Annotated in this window: 21 protein-coding genes; 10 read left to right on the plus strand and 11 right to left on the minus strand. The window is 26.5% G+C overall.

Annotated features, from left to right (window positions below):
- Positions 1 to 157: 157 nt before the first annotated feature.
- Genes GIL12_RS06865 through GIL12_RS06880 form a run of 4 tightly spaced genes read right to left on the minus strand, consistent with a single transcriptional unit; the run spans position 158 to position 4,653 of the window.
- Entirely contained in the window at positions 158 to 478 is a 321-nt protein-coding gene (locus GIL12_RS06865) for a cell division protein SepF (protein WP_163469764.1), read from the minus strand.
- A gap of 24 nt (positions 479 to 502) precedes the next feature.
- Entirely contained in the window at positions 503 to 1,444 is a 942-nt protein-coding gene (locus GIL12_RS06870; RefSeq protein WP_163469765.1) for a bifunctional oligoribonuclease/PAP phosphatase NrnA, read from the minus strand.
- Between the two features lie 13 nt (positions 1,445 to 1,457).
- A complete protein-coding gene (gene hprK / locus GIL12_RS06875; protein ID WP_163469766.1) occupies positions 1,458 to 3,389 on the minus strand; it encodes an HPr(Ser) kinase/phosphatase in 1,932 nt (643 codons plus the stop codon).
- Between the two features lie 10 nt (positions 3,390 to 3,399).
- Positions 3,400 to 4,653: a folylpolyglutamate synthase/dihydrofolate synthase family protein gene (locus tag GIL12_RS06880; protein WP_163469767.1), complete on the minus strand. Its 1,254-nt coding sequence runs from the start codon at positions 4,651 to 4,653 to the stop codon at positions 3,400 to 3,402.
- Positions 4,654 to 4,799: 146 nt separating this feature from the next.
- On the opposite strand from GIL12_RS06880, the gene GIL12_RS06885 reads away from it, so the two are divergent.
- The 3 genes from GIL12_RS06885 to GIL12_RS06895 are packed head-to-tail and all read left to right on the plus strand — an operon-like array spanning position 4,800 to position 6,423.
- Positions 4,800 to 5,690: a lysophospholipid acyltransferase family protein gene (locus tag GIL12_RS06885; RefSeq protein ID WP_163469768.1), complete on the plus strand. Its 891-nt coding sequence runs from the start codon at positions 4,800 to 4,802 to the stop codon at positions 5,688 to 5,690.
- Between the two features lie 11 nt (positions 5,691 to 5,701).
- The gene (locus tag GIL12_RS06890; protein WP_163469769.1) at positions 5,702 to 5,899 is read left to right on the plus strand and encodes a hypothetical protein; all 198 of its coding nucleotides are present in this window, start codon (positions 5,702 to 5,704) and stop codon (positions 5,897 to 5,899) included.
- Complete coding sequence (locus GIL12_RS06895; RefSeq protein WP_163469797.1) at positions 5,899 to 6,423, plus strand: SIMPL domain-containing protein; 525 nt, start codon at positions 5,899 to 5,901, stop codon at positions 6,421 to 6,423. The genes GIL12_RS06890 and GIL12_RS06895 overlap by 1 nt, the downstream gene beginning before the upstream one ends.
- Positions 6,424 to 6,452: 29 nt before the next feature.
- Here GIL12_RS06895 and GIL12_RS06900 read toward each other — a convergent pair whose 3' ends face one another.
- Together GIL12_RS06900 and pepT are read right to left on the minus strand one after the other, a co-directional pair.
- On the minus strand, positions 6,453 to 6,941 hold the full coding sequence (locus GIL12_RS06900) for a GNAT family N-acetyltransferase (protein WP_163469770.1): 489 nt from the start codon (positions 6,939 to 6,941) through the stop codon (positions 6,453 to 6,455).
- Positions 6,925 to 8,172: a peptidase T gene (pepT, locus tag GIL12_RS06905; RefSeq protein WP_163469771.1), complete on the minus strand. Its 1,248-nt coding sequence runs from the start codon at positions 8,170 to 8,172 to the stop codon at positions 6,925 to 6,927. The genes GIL12_RS06900 and pepT overlap by 17 nt, the downstream gene beginning before the upstream one ends.
- 156 nt (positions 8,173 to 8,328) lie before the next feature.
- Here pepT and GIL12_RS06910 point away from each other — a divergent pair, with 156 nt between their 5' ends.
- The 6 genes from GIL12_RS06910 to GIL12_RS10180 all read left to right on the plus strand — a co-directional run bounded on the left by GIL12_RS06910 (position 8,329) and on the right by GIL12_RS10180 (position 11,917).
- On the plus strand, positions 8,329 to 8,529 hold the full coding sequence (locus GIL12_RS06910; RefSeq protein ID WP_163469772.1) for a DUF1858 domain-containing protein: 201 nt from the start codon (positions 8,329 to 8,331) through the stop codon (positions 8,527 to 8,529).
- A gap of 2 nt (positions 8,530 to 8,531) precedes the next feature.
- Positions 8,532 to 9,125 (plus strand): hypothetical protein, encoded by a 594-nt coding sequence (locus tag GIL12_RS06915; RefSeq protein ID WP_163469773.1) that lies wholly within the window; start codon positions 8,532 to 8,534, stop codon positions 9,123 to 9,125.
- Between the two features lie 4 nt (positions 9,126 to 9,129).
- Positions 9,130 to 9,678: a hemerythrin domain-containing protein gene (locus GIL12_RS06920; RefSeq protein ID WP_163469774.1), complete on the plus strand. Its 549-nt coding sequence runs from the start codon at positions 9,130 to 9,132 to the stop codon at positions 9,676 to 9,678.
- Positions 9,679 to 9,767: 89 nt separating this feature from the next.
- On the plus strand, positions 9,768 to 10,514 hold the full coding sequence (locus tag GIL12_RS06925; RefSeq protein ID WP_163469775.1) for a glycerophosphodiester phosphodiesterase: 747 nt from the start codon (positions 9,768 to 9,770) through the stop codon (positions 10,512 to 10,514).
- Positions 10,507 to 11,682, plus strand: a complete 1,176-nt coding sequence (locus GIL12_RS06930; protein ID WP_203522565.1) for a MalY/PatB family protein — start codon at positions 10,507 to 10,509, stop codon at positions 11,680 to 11,682. The genes GIL12_RS06925 and GIL12_RS06930 overlap by 8 nt, the downstream gene beginning before the upstream one ends.
- 100 nt (positions 11,683 to 11,782) lie before the next feature.
- Entirely contained in the window at positions 11,783 to 11,917 is a 135-nt protein-coding gene (locus GIL12_RS10180) for an LDCC motif putative metal-binding protein (protein ID WP_255461064.1), read from the plus strand.
- Between the two features lie 16 nt (positions 11,918 to 11,933).
- Here GIL12_RS10180 and GIL12_RS06935 read toward each other — a convergent pair whose 3' ends face one another.
- From GIL12_RS06935 to GIL12_RS06945, 3 genes are read right to left on the minus strand one after another with little or no spacing between them, the layout of a single operon-like run.
- Entirely contained in the window at positions 11,934 to 12,671 is a 738-nt protein-coding gene (locus GIL12_RS06935; protein ID WP_163469776.1) for a DNA alkylation repair protein, read from the minus strand.
- The gene (locus tag GIL12_RS06940) at positions 12,671 to 13,327 is read right to left on the minus strand and encodes a cyclase family protein (protein WP_163469777.1); all 657 of its coding nucleotides are present in this window, start codon (positions 13,325 to 13,327) and stop codon (positions 12,671 to 12,673) included. Before GIL12_RS06940 ends, GIL12_RS06935 begins: the two co-directional genes overlap by 1 nt.
- Positions 13,293 to 13,919, minus strand: coding sequence for a helix-turn-helix domain-containing protein (locus GIL12_RS06945; RefSeq protein WP_163469778.1), 627 nt, complete (start codon positions 13,917 to 13,919; stop codon positions 13,293 to 13,295). The genes GIL12_RS06940 and GIL12_RS06945 overlap by 35 nt, the downstream gene beginning before the upstream one ends.
- Before the next feature lie 370 nt (positions 13,920 to 14,289).
- Here GIL12_RS06945 and GIL12_RS06950 point away from each other — a divergent pair, with 370 nt between their 5' ends.
- A complete protein-coding gene (locus GIL12_RS06950) occupies positions 14,290 to 15,210 on the plus strand; it encodes an SUMF1/EgtB/PvdO family nonheme iron enzyme (protein ID WP_163469779.1) in 921 nt (306 codons plus the stop codon).
- Positions 15,211 to 15,249: 39 nt separating this feature from the next.
- Here GIL12_RS06950 and GIL12_RS06955 read toward each other — a convergent pair whose 3' ends face one another.
- Positions 15,250 to 17,199 carry a fructose-1,6-bisphosphatase gene (locus GIL12_RS06955; protein ID WP_163469780.1) on the minus strand — a complete coding sequence of 650 codons (1,950 nt, stop codon included), beginning with the start codon at positions 17,197 to 17,199 and terminating at the stop codon, positions 15,250 to 15,252.
- A gap of 21 nt (positions 17,200 to 17,220) precedes the next feature.
- The gene (locus GIL12_RS06960; RefSeq protein WP_163469781.1) at positions 17,221 to 18,228 is read right to left on the minus strand and encodes a 7-cyano-7-deazaguanine synthase; all 1,008 of its coding nucleotides are present in this window, start codon (positions 18,226 to 18,228) and stop codon (positions 17,221 to 17,223) included.
- Between the last annotated feature and the right edge of the window lies 1 nt (position 18,229).

The raw sequence follows: 18,229 nt of genomic DNA on the forward strand, positions 1-18,229 counted from the left end.
AAGAAATAGAATTTTAATTTATAGCAATTTAACAAAAATAAAAATTCCTTCAGCATAAAGCTGAAGGAACAAAAACATTATTTATTTTTTTATTTTTCTCCACCAACACCAGTTGACAAAGAACCAAAAATTAAAGATGACATTTTAGTTTTTCTTTTTAAACCCCTTGGTAATACTTAGGTATTATTTCTGGTTCTTCATCATATAGTCCATCGCTTTCGCTTTTAATCTTTTCATTTTTTTCTAAATAATAATTACAATTTTTAGGAAGAGAACAGTATATATCTTTTCCTGGATTTATTATTTTCCCCTCTTGAATAAATATAGCACCACTTATAAAATCTAATATTCTCTGTTTTAATTTTTCTTCTACTTCCGAAAGATTAATATGCACTATTTTATCATTTTTTATATATGCCACATACTTCATACAATCTTCAAATTTTGTTGGATTCAAAAAAACTATATCATATTCCACAAATTTACCTCCATTTATTATTTTTTAAATACTTTCTAAAATTCTAAGTATTATATCTTTTTCTTCCATCTTAGTAGTAAAACCTGAAGCTCTCTTGTGCCCACCACCGTCAAATAAAGACGCCACTTCATTCACATCAACTTCTTTTTTACTTCTTAGACTTCCTTTCATTTTACCATTAGGCTCTTCTTTTAAAAATAATGCAACTTCGCATCCTTCATATTCTAATAATTGTTCAACAATTCCCTCTGTATCATCTTTTTTTATTCCTTCAGTTTGAACGAAATAATCACTTAAAGTAAAGTAAACAAATTTTTTGTCCTTAATTATATTCATCTTAGATATGGCAATTCCTAAAACTTTCATTCTTCCTATACTTTTGCTTTTATAAACTGAATTAATAATTTTATCTCTATCTATTCCTGCATCAATTAATTTCCCTGCAATTTCAAAAGTTTGCTTACTTGTACTTTCATATTTGAAACTTCCAGTATCAGTAACTATACCTGTATATAAGCATTCTCCTATTTCATCGTCAATTTCTAATTTTAATTTGTTTTTTATTACATCATACATAATTTCACAAGCAGAAGATTTATCTTCCACAATATCTAAATTTCCATATAAATCATTACTTATATGATGATCTATATTTACTAAAAAAGCATTTTTTCTAAAATTAACAACTCTTCCTATTCTTTTAAATGTAGCTGAATCACAAGTTATCATTAAATCAACTTCTGGAACATTATCCACTTCTATATACTTTTCTACCTTATCACTATTTATTAAAAATTTTAAATCGTATGGAATATCGTCTTCTATGATAAACCTTACTTTTTTTTCTGGAAAATTTTTAGTTATAGCAGTATACAGTGCTAACCCACTTCCTACAGAATCTCCATCTGGATTAACATGAGAGGAAATCAAAATATTTTCACTCTCTCTAATTTTTTCTAACAACATATTTACCCCTTTCTTAATCATCTATACCTAATTCTTTTTTTAATTTTTTGCACGCTTCCTCTGGGTTGTGACCTGTTTTCTTAGCCATTAAATTCATAATAACTATTTCTACCATCGCTGCTGCATTTCTTCCTGAAGATAAATACATTTCTAGTTTATAAATATCTTTTCCTAAAATTTTCTCAGTTAAGCTAGAATCATCAACTGCAGTTAAGTAGTTATCATTCTCTTGCTCTTTTAATTCAATTATAATATCTATATTTTTTTTAATTCTCACAGAACTCATTCCATACAAAGTTTTAATATCTATAATTCCAAGACCTCTAATTTCCATAAAATATGGTAATTTAGCAGCACTTCCTATTATTTCTCCATTTGGAACTTTCTTAAATTTAACCATATCATCTGCAATAAGTCTGTGACCCCTATGTATTAGTTCCAAAGCTGTTTCACTTTTACCTATTCCACTTTTACCTTTAAGCAAAACTCCAAATCCATTCATTTCTAAAAATACCCCATGCATAGTTGTTGAAGGGGAAAAATATTTTTCCAAATAACCATTTAAATTAGCTACTACATAGGATGGGTTGGTCTCTTTAACCCTTAATAAAACCTTTTTGTTTTCAACCATTAATTTTCTAACTTCAAATTTTATATCATCTTGTACATTTATATCCCCACAAACAACAATAGCTGGGAAATCATAAGTGAAGTATCTTTTTAAATTTTTCATTCTTTTTTCAGGAGAAAGAATTTTTAAATATTTAAGTTCCACATCTGTAAATAGTTGCAATCCTTTATTTTCATATATACTTTCTTCTAAATCAAAAATTCCAGAAAGAGCCATAGCTGGTTTATGAATACTTGTTGTGGTTATAAAGCTTTTATGAGCATATTCCTCACCAATTAAAACTTCAATATTATTGTCCTTTATAAACGTGGCCATTGATAATCTAGTTTCATCTTCCATTTCATCACTCTCCCTTTTTCTTTTATTTTCTTGAATTAATTTTTTAGATTCATTTAAGAAATACAAAGCAGAGTTTCTTCCTAATTCTTTCAATCTAAAATCTATAGCTGCAGTCTCTATTATTACTGCTAAATTTCTTCCCTTTCTAGCTGGAAGAGTTATTTTCTTTAATTTTCCAATACCAACATCTTCATAAAACTCATCTGCACCTAATCTATCATAAAACTTTTTGGTTTTCCATGTTTCTAGGTTAATGATTAGGTCTATTTTTTTAGAAGGTCTAGTTGACTTTATTCCAAAATTATTAGTTACATTAATATTTTCCTCTTTATCTGTCATTTCTAACATAAAATCCCTATCTGGAGATATTTTTGCTGCTGTATTATACCCAATTATTCCATCTGCTGTATTTTTCAAAAGCATTCTAGCATCTGTTATAAATTTATGTCCTCTTTCTAAAAGCTCAATAGTAGCTCCTATTTTTAAATCCTTTTCACCACTTAGAAGGATTCCTATTCCATAAACATCTAGTAATATATGATCTTCTAATATAATTTCTCTTCCTAACACATTTTTCAAGTAAATATTTAATTCCCTAATGAATTCTGTGGCTCTTTTGGAACATCTCAATAAAACTTTATTATTTTTTTTAGATCTTTCCACTAATATATCTGTATGTTTAGCTCGAGAACTTAAAATTAAAACTGGAAAGGGATAAGACAAATATTTATCCAATATCTCTGTTTTTTTTTCTGTTTCCATTCTAAATAAATAATTATTTTCTTTAAGTCCCATTATATGTATTGCATCTTTTAGTTCATCAATTTCATCTGAAAAAAATCCAGTAAGCTCATATCCTATTCTGTATATTTTATTTTTGTCAATTCGTCTATCTAAATCTCCATCCACAAGTATTTCCAAATCAAAATACTCTATTATTTCTCTCACAGAAATGCTTTTATTTTTTACATTCACATTAACCCCCCTAAAATTTAAAGGTGTTTTTAAATTTTTCACAAGTGTAAAAAGAACCACAAATTATTACAGCCTTTTTATTTTTATCCTTCTCTAGTATCTTTTTACTCAATAAATACGCCTCTCCCATATCTTCCTTTACCACTACATTTTCTTTATTAGTATAATTAAATAATTCTTCTCCCAAAAGGCCTCTTTTATTTTCTTTTAATGATGTTACTATTATTTTGTCACTAATTTCTTGACAAATTTCAAGCATCTGTTTTATTTTTTTGTCCTTTAAAATGGAAACTATAATAACAATTTCATTCTTATTATATCCATGGGAAACTATTTTTTTCAGGTTATTCATTCCATCTATATTATGTGCTCCCTCTAATATTGTCAAGGGATTTCTTGAATAAATTTCAAATCTACATTGCCAAACAACATCTCTCATGGCCTTTTTTATTTTTTCTTTATCTATATTTAGCATCTTTAGAGCTTCATAGGCACATAAAAAATTCTTAACTTGATAGTCACCAAAAAGAGATAATACATAATTTTCTTTTTCTAGGAAAACCTTTGTTGTGAAATTCTTAAAATCAAGCTCATAGGAAACATCTTTATATTTTTTGATTACATTTATAACTTTATCTTCTGATCTTCTTTCATATACAGCTTTTAGAAAATCTTCATTTGTATCCCCAACAATAACCTTACTTTTATCTTTTATAATTCCTGCTTTTTCTACTGCTATATCATAAACATTATCACCTAAATACTCAGTATGTTCAACTGACACATTGGTTACAATTGTAATATCTCCATTTGCAACATTTGTAGCATCAAAACGTCCTCCCATACCAACTTCTAATATTGCATATTCCACATTTTCCTCTGCAAAATATAAAAACATCATAGCTGTTGTTACTTCAAAAAAAGTAGGTTTTATGTCTATTCCTTTTATTGCTTCTTTAACCTTCAAGTAAATATTTGCAATTTTTTCATCACTAATATCATTTCCATTAGTTCTTATTCTTTCATTAAATTTTATAATATGAGGAGAAGTATATTTCCCAACTTTTTTCCCTGCATAAAGTAGAGCTTTTTCAATCATAGTTGATGTAGAACCTTTTCCATTGGTTCCGCTTACATGTATAATTTTATATTTTTCCTGGGGATTATCTAAACTTTCACATATTTTTTTTATATTATCTAATCCTAACTTTATACCAAAAAAAGAATAAGAATATAATTCTTCTAATAGTTCTTTAATTTCCATTTATTTTACCCCTTTTCTTATGAACTTTACAAACAAAGTATACCATATTTTCTAGAATTTATAACGAGAAACTTTTTATTTGGTGTGACTTTATGTTATAATATCTTTTAGATAATAAAATTTATAATTAACATTTGGAGGATAAAATGAAATCACTTATTTACTTATCCCAATACTTTGCTTTTAGAGCTTTTAAAGGATTTATTATGTTATTTCCAGAAAAAACTCGTTTTAAAATAGGAGAAACTGTAGGAGTACTTGGATATAAATTAATAAAATCTAGACGTATCACAACTTTAGCTAACTTAAAACTGGCATTTCCTGAAAAAACTGTTAAAGAAAGACATAAAATAGCTATTGATTCCTATAAGACAATGGCAAAAGCTTTTCTAGGAACTTTATGGCTTGATGAATATATGAAAAATGATGATAATTTTAAAATTCACAATATTGAGATTCTTGATAGAGCTTTAAAAAAAGGTCCTGTTGTTTTTGCTACTATGCATCTTGGGAACATGGAATCATTATCTAAATTCTCTGAAAAATATCCCCTTGTTACAGTTGCTAAAAAACAGAGAAATCCTTATTTAAATAAATATATAACAGATAAAAGAAAACATCTAAATATTATTCTCCTTGAAAAAAGCAAAAGAACTGGGAGAGAATTATTAGAATATGCTGAATTTGGTAAAAACATAGCTCTTTTCACTGACCACAGGGACAAGGGAACAAATGTTGAATTTTTTGGAGCTGACACTGTTTCTCCAACAGGGGTTTCAACTATTGCTCTAAAATATAATAGACCTTTAATACTAGTATATTGTATCTTTGATAAAAATAATAAAACTGAAATCTTCATTGAAGAATTGAAAAAAAGTAATAGTCACAATTTGAATTTCAAAGAAAATGTTCATGAAACCACTCAAAAAATAATCTTTAAAATGGAAGAAATCATTACTAAATATCCTGAACAATGGATGTGGCTACATGATAGATGGAAACTGTACAAACAAGTCACTAAGAAGAAAAGAAAATAGGAGGTTTTAATATGAAAAAATTAATCACAGCTTTTATGCTTATCTTTTCAATTCTTACATTTGCAGATAATAATCCCTTAATCAGAACTTTAAAAGTTACAGGAACTGCAAGCATTTTAGTCCCTGTTGATACAATAACAATTCATATTACAAATAGTGATACAAAAAAACTTATGAAAATTCTCTTAATTCTTCCAAAGCTGCTTTAATTGAATTTAAAAAGCAACTTCTTTTAAAGGGTTTTAATGAAAAGGATTTAAAAACAGTTAGTTTTAATATTAATACTAATTATGAAAACTATAAAGATAATAATGGTAACTATAAAAAACGATTTTTAGGTTATAAATATTCTCACAGTATGAAATTAAGCTTTAGATTAAATGATTCTAAATTAGTAGATGTACTAACTTCTTTAAATACAATTAAAGGTAATGTGAATTTTTATTTAGATTACAAAATTGAAGATACTGAAAAATTTAAAAATGAACTTCTTATTAAAGCTATTGAAAATACAAAAAATAAGGCTGAAATATTGGCAAATACCAGTGGAGTAACTTTAGAAAAAATAATTAATATTAATTATTCATTTAACGAACCAAACAATTTTATCTCTCCATTTAGAGGAGAAAATAAAATTTTAGGAGCTAAAATGAGTTCTGATTCTTTATTAACTATTAATCCAGAAGATTTAAAATTTAAAGATACGGTTACTATAACTTGGGAAATAAAATAAAAAAAAGGATAACAATTGTTATCCTTTTTTTATAGTTTTGCTATCATATCATACCATACTACTCCACCATGAACTGATGCAGATACTCCTTTATTCTCATAACCAAATTTTTCATAATAATGAATTAATCTATCTTTACAAGTTAATATCATATTCTCTCTTCCAGCTTCTTTTGATTTTTCCATTATATACTCCATTAATTTAGCTGCAATACCTTGTCTTTGATATTCTGGCAATACATCTAATCCAAATATAGATTGATTTTTCCCTAGGGGATTGTGTCCTCCTTCTGCTTCATATAATTCATCTACTATTGTATTATGATTTGTTACTGCTCCATTTACAAAACCTATTATCTTCCCATTGCAAGTTGCAACAAAAAAACTATTTGGAAAAGTTTCTATTCTATACTTAAGAGATTCCTTTGTAGCAGCTTCTTCCTTAGGAAAACAAATACTTTCTATTTTTGTAATTTCATCTAGATCATTAGGCATAACCTGTCTAATTTTTATGTTCATTATGTTTTATTCCTCCACTATTTTTTATAATACTTACTATAACTTCAACTGCTTTTTCCATTGATTGTATTGGGATATATTCATATTTCCCGTGAAAATTATGCCCACCTGTGAAAATATTTGGACAAGGTAATCCCATATATGAAAGTTTAGCACCATCAGTTCCCCCTCTTATAGGTTTTATAATTGGAACTATTCCCACATCTTCCATTGATTTTTTAGCTAAATCAATTATATAGTATTCAGGTTCTATTTTTTCCTTCATATTACAATAACTATTTTTAATATCTAGGTCTATTATAACATCTTCATATTTTTTTTCTATGAATTTTATAATATTTTCCATAAGATTTTTTTTCTCTATAAATTTTTCCTTGGAATGATCTCTAATTATATAAGACATGTTTGTTTCTTCAACTGATCCACTCATTTCAGTTAAAAGAAAAAATCCCTCATAGTTTTCTGTATTTTCTGGTCTTTGATTTACTGGAAGCATATTGTTTATCTCCATTGCAATTAGTAGAGAATTTAACATTTTATTTTTTGCTGTTCCTGGATGAATATTTTTTCCTGTTATTTTTATTTTAATAGCTGCTCCATTAAAATTCTCATATTCTAGCTCACCTAATTCTCCACCATCAACTGTGTAGGCAAAATCTGCATTGAACTCTTGAACATTGAATTTATCTGCTCCTCTTCCAATTTCTTCATCTGGTGTAAAACAAATTCTAATATCCCCATGTTCTATTTCATCATGTTCTTTTAAATATTTTAAAGCTGTTATTATCTCAACTATTCCAGCTTTATCATCTGCTCCTAAAAGAGTAGTCCCATCTGTAACTATTATATCTTCCCCTAAATATTTTTTTAGTTCAGGGAAGTTTTTAGGAGACATTACAATATTTTTTTCTTCATTTAAAACAATATCTTTCCCATTGTACTCTCCAATTATTTTGGGATTGATATTCTTTCCATTAAAGGACGGAGCAGTATCCAAATGAGCTATAAAGCCTATTGTTGGAATATCTTTCTCTGTATTTTTTTTTAAGGTAGCTGTTACATAGGAATGAAAGTTTACCTTTATATCCTCAAGTCCTAGCTCTTTTAAATCTTTTTTTATTATTGTAGCAAGTATAAACTGACCATCTGTACTTGGACAATTTATATTGTTTTCATTTGAAGTTGTATCAATTTTAATATATTCTAAAAATTTATTTAGTAAAAAGCTCATCTTTCTCTCCTTTAAATTGTCTGAATTTTTAATTTTATTATAGACCTATTAATTTATTTTGTAAATATTTTTTTTTGTTGTATATGCAACGTATTTCTTTATGATTTAATGTTAAAATGATTTCATAAATAAGAAAACTATTAGGAGGTAATTTATATGAAAAAAATAAATAAAGATATGATAATTGGTGACATTATAAGAGAAAACAATGATTTAATGGATACTTTTTCTGAAAACGGAATGTACTGCGTTGGTTGTCCTTCTGCTCAAATGGAATCTATAGAAGATGCTTGTGCTGTTCATGGCTTAGATGTTAATAAATTAGTTGACGCCCTTAATAAAAAGAGAGGAGAATAATTATGAGTGCAATGTTAGGACCTATACACCACTGGTTGTATAATAAAATTTTATTTCAAGAAAGTATAACACAACTTATAATAGATAATCAAAAGGATAATTGGAACAAAAATTTAAATGATGAATTAATTTCAAATTGTGGAGAAATTAAAAATGTTCCCTTGGAAGATGTAATTGATGTTTCTAATATACATCAATCTCTTCAAAATAAAATAATAATAGTTGAAAAAAGACTTGCTTTTGTTGTTACAAAACTACTAGAAAATGACAATATAAAAATTACAGATATTTTAAAGGATTTAAATTTAAATTACACATTGGAAAATACTAATACACCTAAAGAAATATATAATGAATTGGAAAAAATATTTTTAAATGGTATGCCTTGTGACAGAGTCTTAGCTCTTATTGAAGACAGTGAAAATAAATTTGTCTTCACTGAAAAAATAAACATTCATGAACAATATTGGAATGGTTTTTCAGGAGATTCTAAAAATTACTATTTAATTAAAAATAAAATTATTGAAAATCTATTGAAAGACACAAATTTTTGTTACGAAGTAATTGATAATGAAAATATAATTAGGAGAAAATAATAATATGTATGGAATAGATTTATTAGTTGAAGAGCATAACAATATTCTTAGAATGAAAACTGCCATTAGAAAAATATGTTTAGGTATTTTAGAAGGAAATGATTTAGATATAGAAAAATTTGAAAAAATTATTGAATTTGGAAAAAATTATGCTGATAAACATCATCACCAAAAGGAAGAAAGAATACTATTTAAAGTAATGATGGAAAAATTAGGTCCTGTGGCTAATACATTAATTAAAAATGGAATGTTAGTTGAGCATGACTTGGGAAGATTACATATGATGCAATTAGTGGAAGCAGTTAAACAATATAAATTAGATCCTAAAACTGAATACAAAATGGATATTATTTTTAATTCCCTTGCATATGGTGATCTATTACAAAGACACATTGATAAAGAAAATTTAGCTGCCTACAGTTATGCTGAAAGAACTCTATCACAAGAAGATAAAAATTTCATTGATAAGGAAACTAAAATTTCAGAAGATGAAGCAACTAAAAATGGTTTTCAAAAAAAATATCTAGGAATATTAGAAGAAATAGAAAATTAAAATTACATTTTACATCCTTTTCCTTTTAAAAAAATTTAAAATATAGTATTATTAAATAAACTATTAAATTTTAAATTGGAGATGTAATTATGACAAAAATTTTTGCACATAGGGGATTCAAGGGATATTATCCTGAGAATACCCTTTTGGCTTTTAAGAAGGCTATAGATATTGGAGTTGATGGAATAGAATTAGATGTACAACTAACAAAGGATAATGTAGTTGTTATTATTCATGATGAAACAATTGATAGAACTACAAATGGACATGGCTTTGTTGCTAACTTTGATTATAAAGAGTTATCTGCATTTAATGCTTCAGCTAATTTCTTTAAATACGGCTTTAATTCTATACCTACCTTTGAAGAATATTGTAATTTAGTAAAAGATACAGATATCATTACAAATATTGAACTTAAAACAGGGAAAAATGAATATAGAGGTATTGAAGAAAAGGTTTTTAACCTTATAAAAAAATATAATTTAGAAAAGAAAGTTATTATTTCTAGTTTCAATCATTATTCTATATTAAGAATGAAAAAAATTGCCCCCCTTCTAAAATATGGATTCCTTTCTGATACTTGGATAGTTGATGCTGGAAAATATACTAAAAACTTAGGAGTTCAGTGTTACCATCCTTGTTATGAAAGTATGACTGAAGATATTGTGAAAAATATAAAAAATGAAGGTATTGAAATTAATGTTTATACTGTTAATGATGAAAAAAATATTAGGGATATGTTTAATAAAAAAATTGATATTATTATTGGAAACTATCCTGATTTAGCTTTAAAGATAAGAGATGAATACCTGGAAAAAGGAGATACTAATGACTAACTTTAACAAAGTTATAGATAGAAAAAAGACAAATTCAATGAAATGGGATTTTATTGATCTTGTTTATCCTGATATAAATCATGAAGTTTTACCCTTATGGATTGCTGATATGGATTTTCAATGTTCCAATGAAATTACAAAAGCTTTAACCAAAAGGGTTAATCATAAAATTTTTGGTTATAGTTTTTTTGATCAAGAATATTATGATATTTTGATAAAATGGTTTAAAGAAAATTATTCTTATAATATTGAGAAAAAAAACATAAATTATAGTCCCGGAGTTGTCCCAGCTTTAGCTATTCTTATTAAAATATTAACTGAAGAAGGAGATGGAGTAATAATTCAACCTCCTGTTTATGGACCCTTTCAAAGCACTATCCTTAGTAACAAAAGAAAAGTTGTTAAGAATCATTTAATTAATAACAAGGGTCATTATTCTATAGATTTTAAAGATTTAGAAATAAAAATAAAAAATTCTAATAATAAATTACTTATTCTTTGTAGTCCTCACAATCCTGTTGGAAGAGTTTGGACAAAGGAAGAATTGGAAAAAATTGTAAATATTTGCACTGAAAATGATATTTTCATTATAGCAGATGAAATACATTGTGATATAATTAGAAATAATGTAAACTTCACTTCTATGGGAACTTTCAAAAAAAATATTAAAGAAAAATTAATAATATGTACTTCCCCTAGTAAATCTTTTAATCTAGCAGGACTTCAGTTGTCTAATATAATTATATTCTCAAATAAAATAAAGAAAAAATGGACTGAAGAAGTTGTTTCTAAAATGCATATGGGGTTACCTTCTCCATTTGCTATAACAGCAACAAAGGCTGCATACTCAAAAAGCAAACCTTGGCTTACTAAAGTCAATAGCTATATAGATGATAATTTAAAATTCTTAGAAGAATATTTAAATGAACACTTACCTAAAATTAAATATATTATTCCTGAAGGAACTTACTTGGCTTGGCTTGATTTTAGTGAATATAATCTATCTGATGATGAAATTATTCATAGAATGTTAAATAAAGGAAAAGTTGCCTTTAATAAGGGAGTTTTATTTGGAAAAGATGGGAAACAATATCAAAGAATTAATGTAGCTTGTTCTAGAGAAATTTTAAATGAGGCTTTAATTAGAATAGAACTTGCTTTAAAATAAGGGGACTTCCCCTTATTTTTATTTGACAAAGAAACTATTTAATGGTAATATTGTTTAACCCCCTATATGGGGGGGTACAAATAAAGTTGAGGTGATGGCTATGTTACAAAAACTAAAAACGGCTTTTAACCATTTTTTAGAAAAAATTGCAGTTGAAAACAAAAAAACCTTTGGAGATCAAAAACTAGATTGTTGTTCTATAAACAAAGGACAGAAAAATAAAAAAATAAGATAAAATAAAAACATCTAAGTTAAATCTTAGATGTTTTTATTTTCATGCTTCTTATTAAATCTTTATCTTCCTTAGTTACTCTAAAAGACTCTGTTATTTTTTGCAGAGCTTTATTGTATGTCCAAGTGTCTAAATTATATTTTTCCTCTTGAAGAAATTTCAATGTTTCTTCTCTTTTTTTTATAAACATAATTGATATTAACCAAGCAAGGGCCATTTTAACATAATAATGTTCATTTTTAACTTTCTTACAAATTTCTATTAATTCATATATATATTCATGGTCAATATAGTAATTTAAAAGGGAAACTAATAACACTCTCACTTCCCATGGATTATGAGAATCCATATATCCAGTAATTAATTTAAAATATTCCTTTCTATTTTTTTTAATAATTTTTAAATTTGAAATAGCACTATCACAGATTGCCCAGTTATCAACATCATTTTTAAAAAATTCTTCTATATATTTTTCAAGATTATTATAATCTTCTTTCACATAACCAATTACAAGACCTCTTATTAACTTTTCTTCATATGTATTATTTCTTTTTTCATTTAAGAAGTTTTTCCAGTTATTCTTAGCTATTTCCTGTGCTATTTTTTTCATAGGAGGAATTTTTAATCCTATTATTTCTTCCCTTGGGACATTTATAATTTTTCTGTGCCTTTCAAACTGAGTTTCATCTTTATATTTTTCATCTATTAAATTGAAAAGTTCCTTATAAAACTCATTGTAATTTCCATTATATATCATTAATCCTCCTCTAGTATTCCAATGGCTCTCACAGGTGCTCCATCGCTGTTTTTAAATTTTAGTGGTAACGCCACAAAAGTAAACAAACCCTCTCCTATTTCATCTATAATCTTATCTAGATTACTTAAATTTTCTATGTTTATTATATCATTATTTTCAAATAATCTTTTGTGTAAATCTAAATTTTCATTTTCCAACCTATCTAGACCAATAACATCAAAACCAATTCCCTTTTTATTGTGAACATTTATAAGGTCAATTAACTCTTTACTAGGAACAGGATAATCTGTTAAAAATTCTTTTTTCCCATATTTTTTATCCAAGCCATTATAAAATAATATAAAATCTGCTTTTTTAAAACTCTCCTTATTTATATCTTTTATTTTAATATCTTCCTTTGGATTTATTTTTCTAGTATCCACAACAAAAGCTTTTCCTATAAATGAATCCACAGAAAATTCATCTAGGGATTTTCCCTTTGAAAATATATGTCTTGGAGCATCTACGTGGGTACCTGTATGGGATAATATAGTTAGCATACTTTCATTGAATCCATCCTTTTCAACAGTACTTGTTTTTTCTATTTTAGGTAATGATGATCCTGGAAAAACAGATATATTTTCACATATCCCATGAGTCAAATCTATTATTTTCATTTTCCTTCTCCTTTTTATTAAAATCTTTAAAATATCCATTTAATCCTTTTTCTAAATTTTCTATTTTAAATATGGAATTTATAGAAAGATTTTCTTTAACAAATGTACTTTTGCTCATTTTTTCCAAAGCTTCTTGTACTTTCCTTTTTCCTAGTTTATCACATGCCTTAATAATGATCTTATTGTTATTTGTAACTTTATCATACCTAGGTAATCCCAATACATTATAATAAAAAAGTATTTCATATACAATGGTTTTTTCAGATTCAGTTAATTCATTATTTTTTCTATCTTCGTATAAAAATATATATCTTTTTGTAACATGAATAATTCTTCTAATTGTTTTTTTATTATTATTAGGATCTTTAATAAGTTTAACTGTTATATATCCTAATTTTCTTAATTTAGTTATGGAACTTATACAGGTTCTTCTTGAATAACCTGTTAATTCCATAAAATAAGCGTTAGATGCAAAACATCCATTATCATTATCCAAAGATTCAATTATAAAATATATAATCTTCTCACTCATTTTCAATTTAGTTTCTTTAAAAACCTTTAAAAAAGGTAAAAATTTATAACTATATTCCATTCATATTCATCTCCTTTTAATTTAATTATATGTTTTTAATATATTTATATTTTAATACTATTGTTTCTTAAACACCTTACTTAATTTTTAATAAAGAGATAAGAAAGGTATAATATTAGATAAAGTTGTTAAGTATTATAATATTATGGGTGCAAATTTTATACTAGGGGTCGTGCAAAAAGTATACTATCCCCATGCAAATTTTATACTATTATTACTTACAATAATTATATTACATTTTAAATAATTTTTTATTTTTTTATTGACTTTTTTTTATTCAGTGTTATAATACATACATTGTATTTATTATATTCTGTTTTGGAATATATTTTGTATATGAAGTGATCTTTTATTAGTTGGAGGTAATTATATGGAAACAATGAATTTAAATTTTGTAGAATCTATTAAAAATATTGATATGCTAGTTAATGGTTTAACTGAAAAAATGGTTGAATTAAAAGAACAGTATCGAGAGCTTCAACAACAAAAAGAGATCACGTTAAAATTAAGTAATGTGGAAAATATTAAAATTAATACTATTGTTGCCAAAGGAGGATCTTATAAACCCTATTCTTTAGATACCTATAAAGAAATTTCTCCTTTACATGTTGATAAATATTTAGTTACACAAAAATTATGGTTTTCAATAATGAAAACAGCTCCAAGTAACTTTATAGGAAAGGATCTTCCTGTTGAAACAGTATCTTGGATGGATGCTTTAAAATTCTGTAATAAATTAAGTATAAAAGAAGGATATAAAGAAGTTTATAAAATAGAAAATAATAAACTTACAAAAATTATACTAGAAGATGGCAAAGAAGTTGATCCTTGTATAGCAGATTTTTCAAAAACCAAAGGTTATAGATTACCAACAGAAGTTGAATGGGAATGGTTTGCAAGGGGTGGACAAAAGGGAATAGAAAAGGGAAGCTTTAACAGTAAATTTGCTGGATCTGATAATGTTAAAGATATTGCCTGGTCATCCTCTGATTCAAATTCAAAAACTCACAATGTTGGATTAAAAGCTCCAAATGAATTGGGATTATATGATGTTTCTGGAAATGTTTGGGAGTGGTGTTTTGACTCAAATCATAGCACTGATAGAAGCTCTCATGAAACTTCAACACTGGAAAAAAATACATTTATGTATACTCAATCAGAAGATGATAGAGTTATAAGGGGAGGATCTTGGTTTAATAGGGGAGAATTTATGAATTTAATTCATAAATATCATTTTGGAAATAATGATAAAGATTCTAGTATAGGATTTAGAGTTTGTAGAACATACTAAGAAAATAAAAAAGCTACTACAAAATGTAGTAGCTTTTTCTTATGAATGCTTTTCTTTAATCATTCCTTTTCTATAAGCTCTTAATAATTCATACAAATCATTAATCTGAACTTGAATTTTTTCACCTATATCTGTATCTTTTACTTTTTTTCTTTCTAAAACTCTTTTAACTATTCTTGTTGAAGAATGAATATCCAAGCATTCTGCTATTGCTCTAGATACATCTTTAAAGGGTTGATGAGAAACTATTTTTAAACCATAAGAATTATAAATTAAAGTATATCCTGCAAGTCCTGTTTCCCTTTGATAAGGTTTTGAGAACCCACCATCTATAACTATTAATCTTCCTTCTGCCTTTATTGGACTTTCTCCTCTTCTCTCTTTAACAGGAACATGACCATTTATTATATGAGAAATATTTACATCTATATCAAACTCATTGAATATTTTTTCTATAAAGTGTTTATTTTCATACAATGAATAATATGGATTCTTTATTTCCTTGTGAGTTTCTTCTTCAGCAATAAAATATCTTTCAAATGTTTTCATAGCTGATTTCCCAAATAATGGAGAATCCTTTCCAAGCCACAAATAAAACATTATATCAGTACATTGTTGTTTCATTTCTTTATCTGTTTTATTAAAATATCCTTCTCTACAAATTCTATCTAATTCTTCTAAATAAGCTTTCCCAGATAATTCTTTTCCAAATAAATCAACTTTTATAAATTCTCCCTTTTCATCAACTGGAATACATCCATGATATAAAAGATTGGAGTTATATTTTAAAAACATGCTCCCTTTAGCAAATAAAAACTTAATATGTTTTTGAAGTTTTTCACTATGGGTAAAACTATGTTTTAATTTCTTTACTATATCCCTTTCTTCATCTGTTAATTTATAGGGATCATTTGGATCAATAGTTGGGAAATTGTTATCTAACATTTTATACTCTTTTCCATCTATTTTAATAGTTCCATTGTCATAGTTGATTTTATCTAGTAATAATCTATCTTCCATCTTAAATTTTGGATTTCTTTTTATCAAATTATATTCTAACTTAAATTGAATTATTGATATTGCCTTGTGCATTCTTGCCATCATAACTATATCTTCATCGCTAGTTTCCTTTGGAATAAACAATAAACATTCATCATTATAATATTTTTTCATAGCAAATTTAGCTAGTGGTAATAAATTTATCCCGTAAATATCCTCTAATATATCTGTATTAGAATACCTACTACAAATTCTAATAACATTTGCTATTGAGCATTCTTGACCTGCTGCTGCTGTCATCCAAAGCATATCATGGTTTCCCCATTGGATATCAACATTATGATGTTTCATTAATTTATCCATAATTAAATGTGGATGAGGACCTCTATCATAAATATCCCCCACAATATGTAAAACATCTATTGTTAATCTTTGAATAAGTTCAGATATTGCTACTATAAATTCCTTTGCTCTATCAAGTTCTATTATTGTTTCTATAATTTTTCTTACATAGTCTTTCTTATCTTCTGAATAATATTTTTCATGTAAAAGTTCTTGAATAATATATTCAAATTCAGGTGGCAGAGCCTTTCTAACTTTAGAATCAGTATATTTTGAACTTACTACTCTACATACCTCAATAAGTCTAATAATAGTAACTCTATACCAACTTGACATATCAGTTTCTTGCTCTTGAACAAAGGTTATTTTTTCTTCTGGATAATATATTACTGTTGCAAGTTGTCTTTTAAATCCTTCTTCCAATGTATCTCCATAAATCTCTTGAATTTTATCCTTTATTACTCCTGAACCATTTCTTAAAACATGATTAAAAGCTTTATACTCACCGTGAATATCTGTTAAAAAATGCTCTGTACCCTTTGGTAAATTCATTATTGCTTTCAAGTTTATTATTTCACTTGTTGTACTTGCTATTGTAGGAAAAGAATTAGATAGCAATCGCAAAAATTTCAATTTATTTTCTTCCATAAAATCCTCCAAAATAATTACTTATTTCATAACAATTTGATATTTTTTTATTTGTTCTTCTACTTGGTTATTGTTAATTTCCATAACTTTCATTGGTTTCTCGTTAAAAAATATCTCTACTTCTTTTTCCCCTTTGAATTTACAATATTTAGAAAATAAATCTTTAGCAAATTCTGTTTCTGCTTCTGACAAACCTCCATAACCTATTATGTAAGGGCCTCCAACAGACTTACCTCTTATGAAAAAATCTCCAAATGTTTTATATTTTAAAATTTCTTCATTTTCTTCCTTAGTTCTTCCAACAAAAAGATACTTTCTTTTTTCAAATCTATAAAATCTACCTTTTTTTAAAAGATGAAATATATTGGAATTTTCATCCTCTAGTAACCCATCTTCTTCTATTATTTTCAATCTTTTAGAATAAGCTGGATCTGTTAAAAGACATCCCCCTGCTGGTGTTGGATAATCTACTAATCCCATTTCCTCTGCTAAGGCAATCTGTCTTGTTCTTGATCTTCCACTAATATCCATAAGCTTTTCTCTATCAACTAACCCATCTATTTCAGGCTGACTTAAAGGTAAATTTTTAGCAGAAAGAGGTCTTAAGATTATATCTCCCTTTTTAGATAATTTTTTTACTTTCTCTAAAGAACTTGAATTTTGAGACATTGGTCTTTGACCTAAAACTTCTCCTGAAATTAAAAAATCAGCATCATATTCTTTTAATAATTCCCCTGCAAATTTAAACATAAGAGCATGACAATCAATACATGGATTCATATTTTTCCCTCTTCCATATACTGGATTTTTCATTATATCCATATGATGTTTACTAAAGTCAACATACTCTAATTTAACTCCTAATTGCTTGGCCATTTTTTCTGCTTTTTCATTTTTCCCACCGAAAAAATGAGATACAAAATTTAAAGCGATAACTTCTATACCTTGGTCTTTAATTAGTTTTATAGCTAAAGAACTATCTAATCCTCCTGAAAATAATGCTAAAGCTTTTACTTTTCTTTTTTCCACT

It is taken from the genome of Fusobacterium sp. IOR10 (genome assembly GCF_010367435.1).
Taxonomy (GTDB): domain Bacteria; phylum Fusobacteriota; class Fusobacteriia; order Fusobacteriales; family Fusobacteriaceae; genus Fusobacterium_B.

What these genes read in the sequence shown, in the direction of transcription:
- GIL12_RS06925 (WP_163469775.1), top strand. Translation starts at nt 9,768, where the DNA reads ATGACAAAAATTTTTGCACATAGGGGATTCAAGGGATATTATCCTGAG.
- GIL12_RS06890 (WP_163469769.1), top strand. Translation starts at nt 5,702, where the DNA reads ATGAAAAAATTAATCACAGCTTTTATGCTTATCTTTTCAATTCTTACA.
- GIL12_RS06930 (WP_203522565.1), top strand. Translation starts at nt 10,507, where the DNA reads ATGACTAACTTTAACAAAGTTATAGATAGAAAAAAGACAAATTCAATG.
- pepT (WP_163469771.1), bottom strand. Translation starts at nt 8,172, where the DNA reads ATGAGCTTTTTACTAAATAAATTTTTAGAATATATTAAAATTGATACA.
- GIL12_RS06910 (WP_163469772.1), top strand. Translation starts at nt 8,329, where the DNA reads ATGAAAAAAATAAATAAAGATATGATAATTGGTGACATTATAAGAGAA.
- GIL12_RS10180 (WP_255461064.1), top strand. Translation starts at nt 11,783, where the DNA reads ATGTTACAAAAACTAAAAACGGCTTTTAACCATTTTTTAGAAAAAATT.
- GIL12_RS06950 (WP_163469779.1), top strand. Translation starts at nt 14,290, where the DNA reads ATGGAAACAATGAATTTAAATTTTGTAGAATCTATTAAAAATATTGAT.
- GIL12_RS06870 (WP_163469765.1), bottom strand. Translation starts at nt 1,444, where the DNA reads ATGTTGTTAGAAAAAATTAGAGAGAGTGAAAATATTTTGATTTCCTCT.
- GIL12_RS06935 (WP_163469776.1), bottom strand. Translation starts at nt 12,671, where the DNA reads ATGATATATAATGGAAATTACAATGAGTTTTATAAGGAACTTTTCAAT.
- GIL12_RS06900 (WP_163469770.1), bottom strand. Translation starts at nt 6,941, where the DNA reads ATGAACATAAAAATTAGACAGGTTATGCCTAATGATCTAGATGAAATT.
- GIL12_RS06885 (WP_163469768.1), top strand. Translation starts at nt 4,800, where the DNA reads ATGAAATCACTTATTTACTTATCCCAATACTTTGCTTTTAGAGCTTTT.
- GIL12_RS06945 (WP_163469778.1), bottom strand. Translation starts at nt 13,919, where the DNA reads ATGGAATATAGTTATAAATTTTTACCTTTTTTAAAGGTTTTTAAAGAA.
- GIL12_RS06915 (WP_163469773.1), top strand. Translation starts at nt 8,532, where the DNA reads ATGAGTGCAATGTTAGGACCTATACACCACTGGTTGTATAATAAAATT.
- GIL12_RS06880 (WP_163469767.1), bottom strand. Translation starts at nt 4,653, where the DNA reads ATGGAAATTAAAGAACTATTAGAAGAATTATATTCTTATTCTTTTTTT.
- GIL12_RS06955 (WP_163469780.1), bottom strand. Translation starts at nt 17,199, where the DNA reads ATGGAAGAAAATAAATTGAAATTTTTGCGATTGCTATCTAATTCTTTT.
- GIL12_RS06940 (WP_163469777.1), bottom strand. Translation starts at nt 13,327, where the DNA reads ATGAAAATAATAGATTTGACTCATGGGATATGTGAAAATATATCTGTT.
- GIL12_RS06920 (WP_163469774.1), top strand. Translation starts at nt 9,130, where the DNA reads ATGTATGGAATAGATTTATTAGTTGAAGAGCATAACAATATTCTTAGA.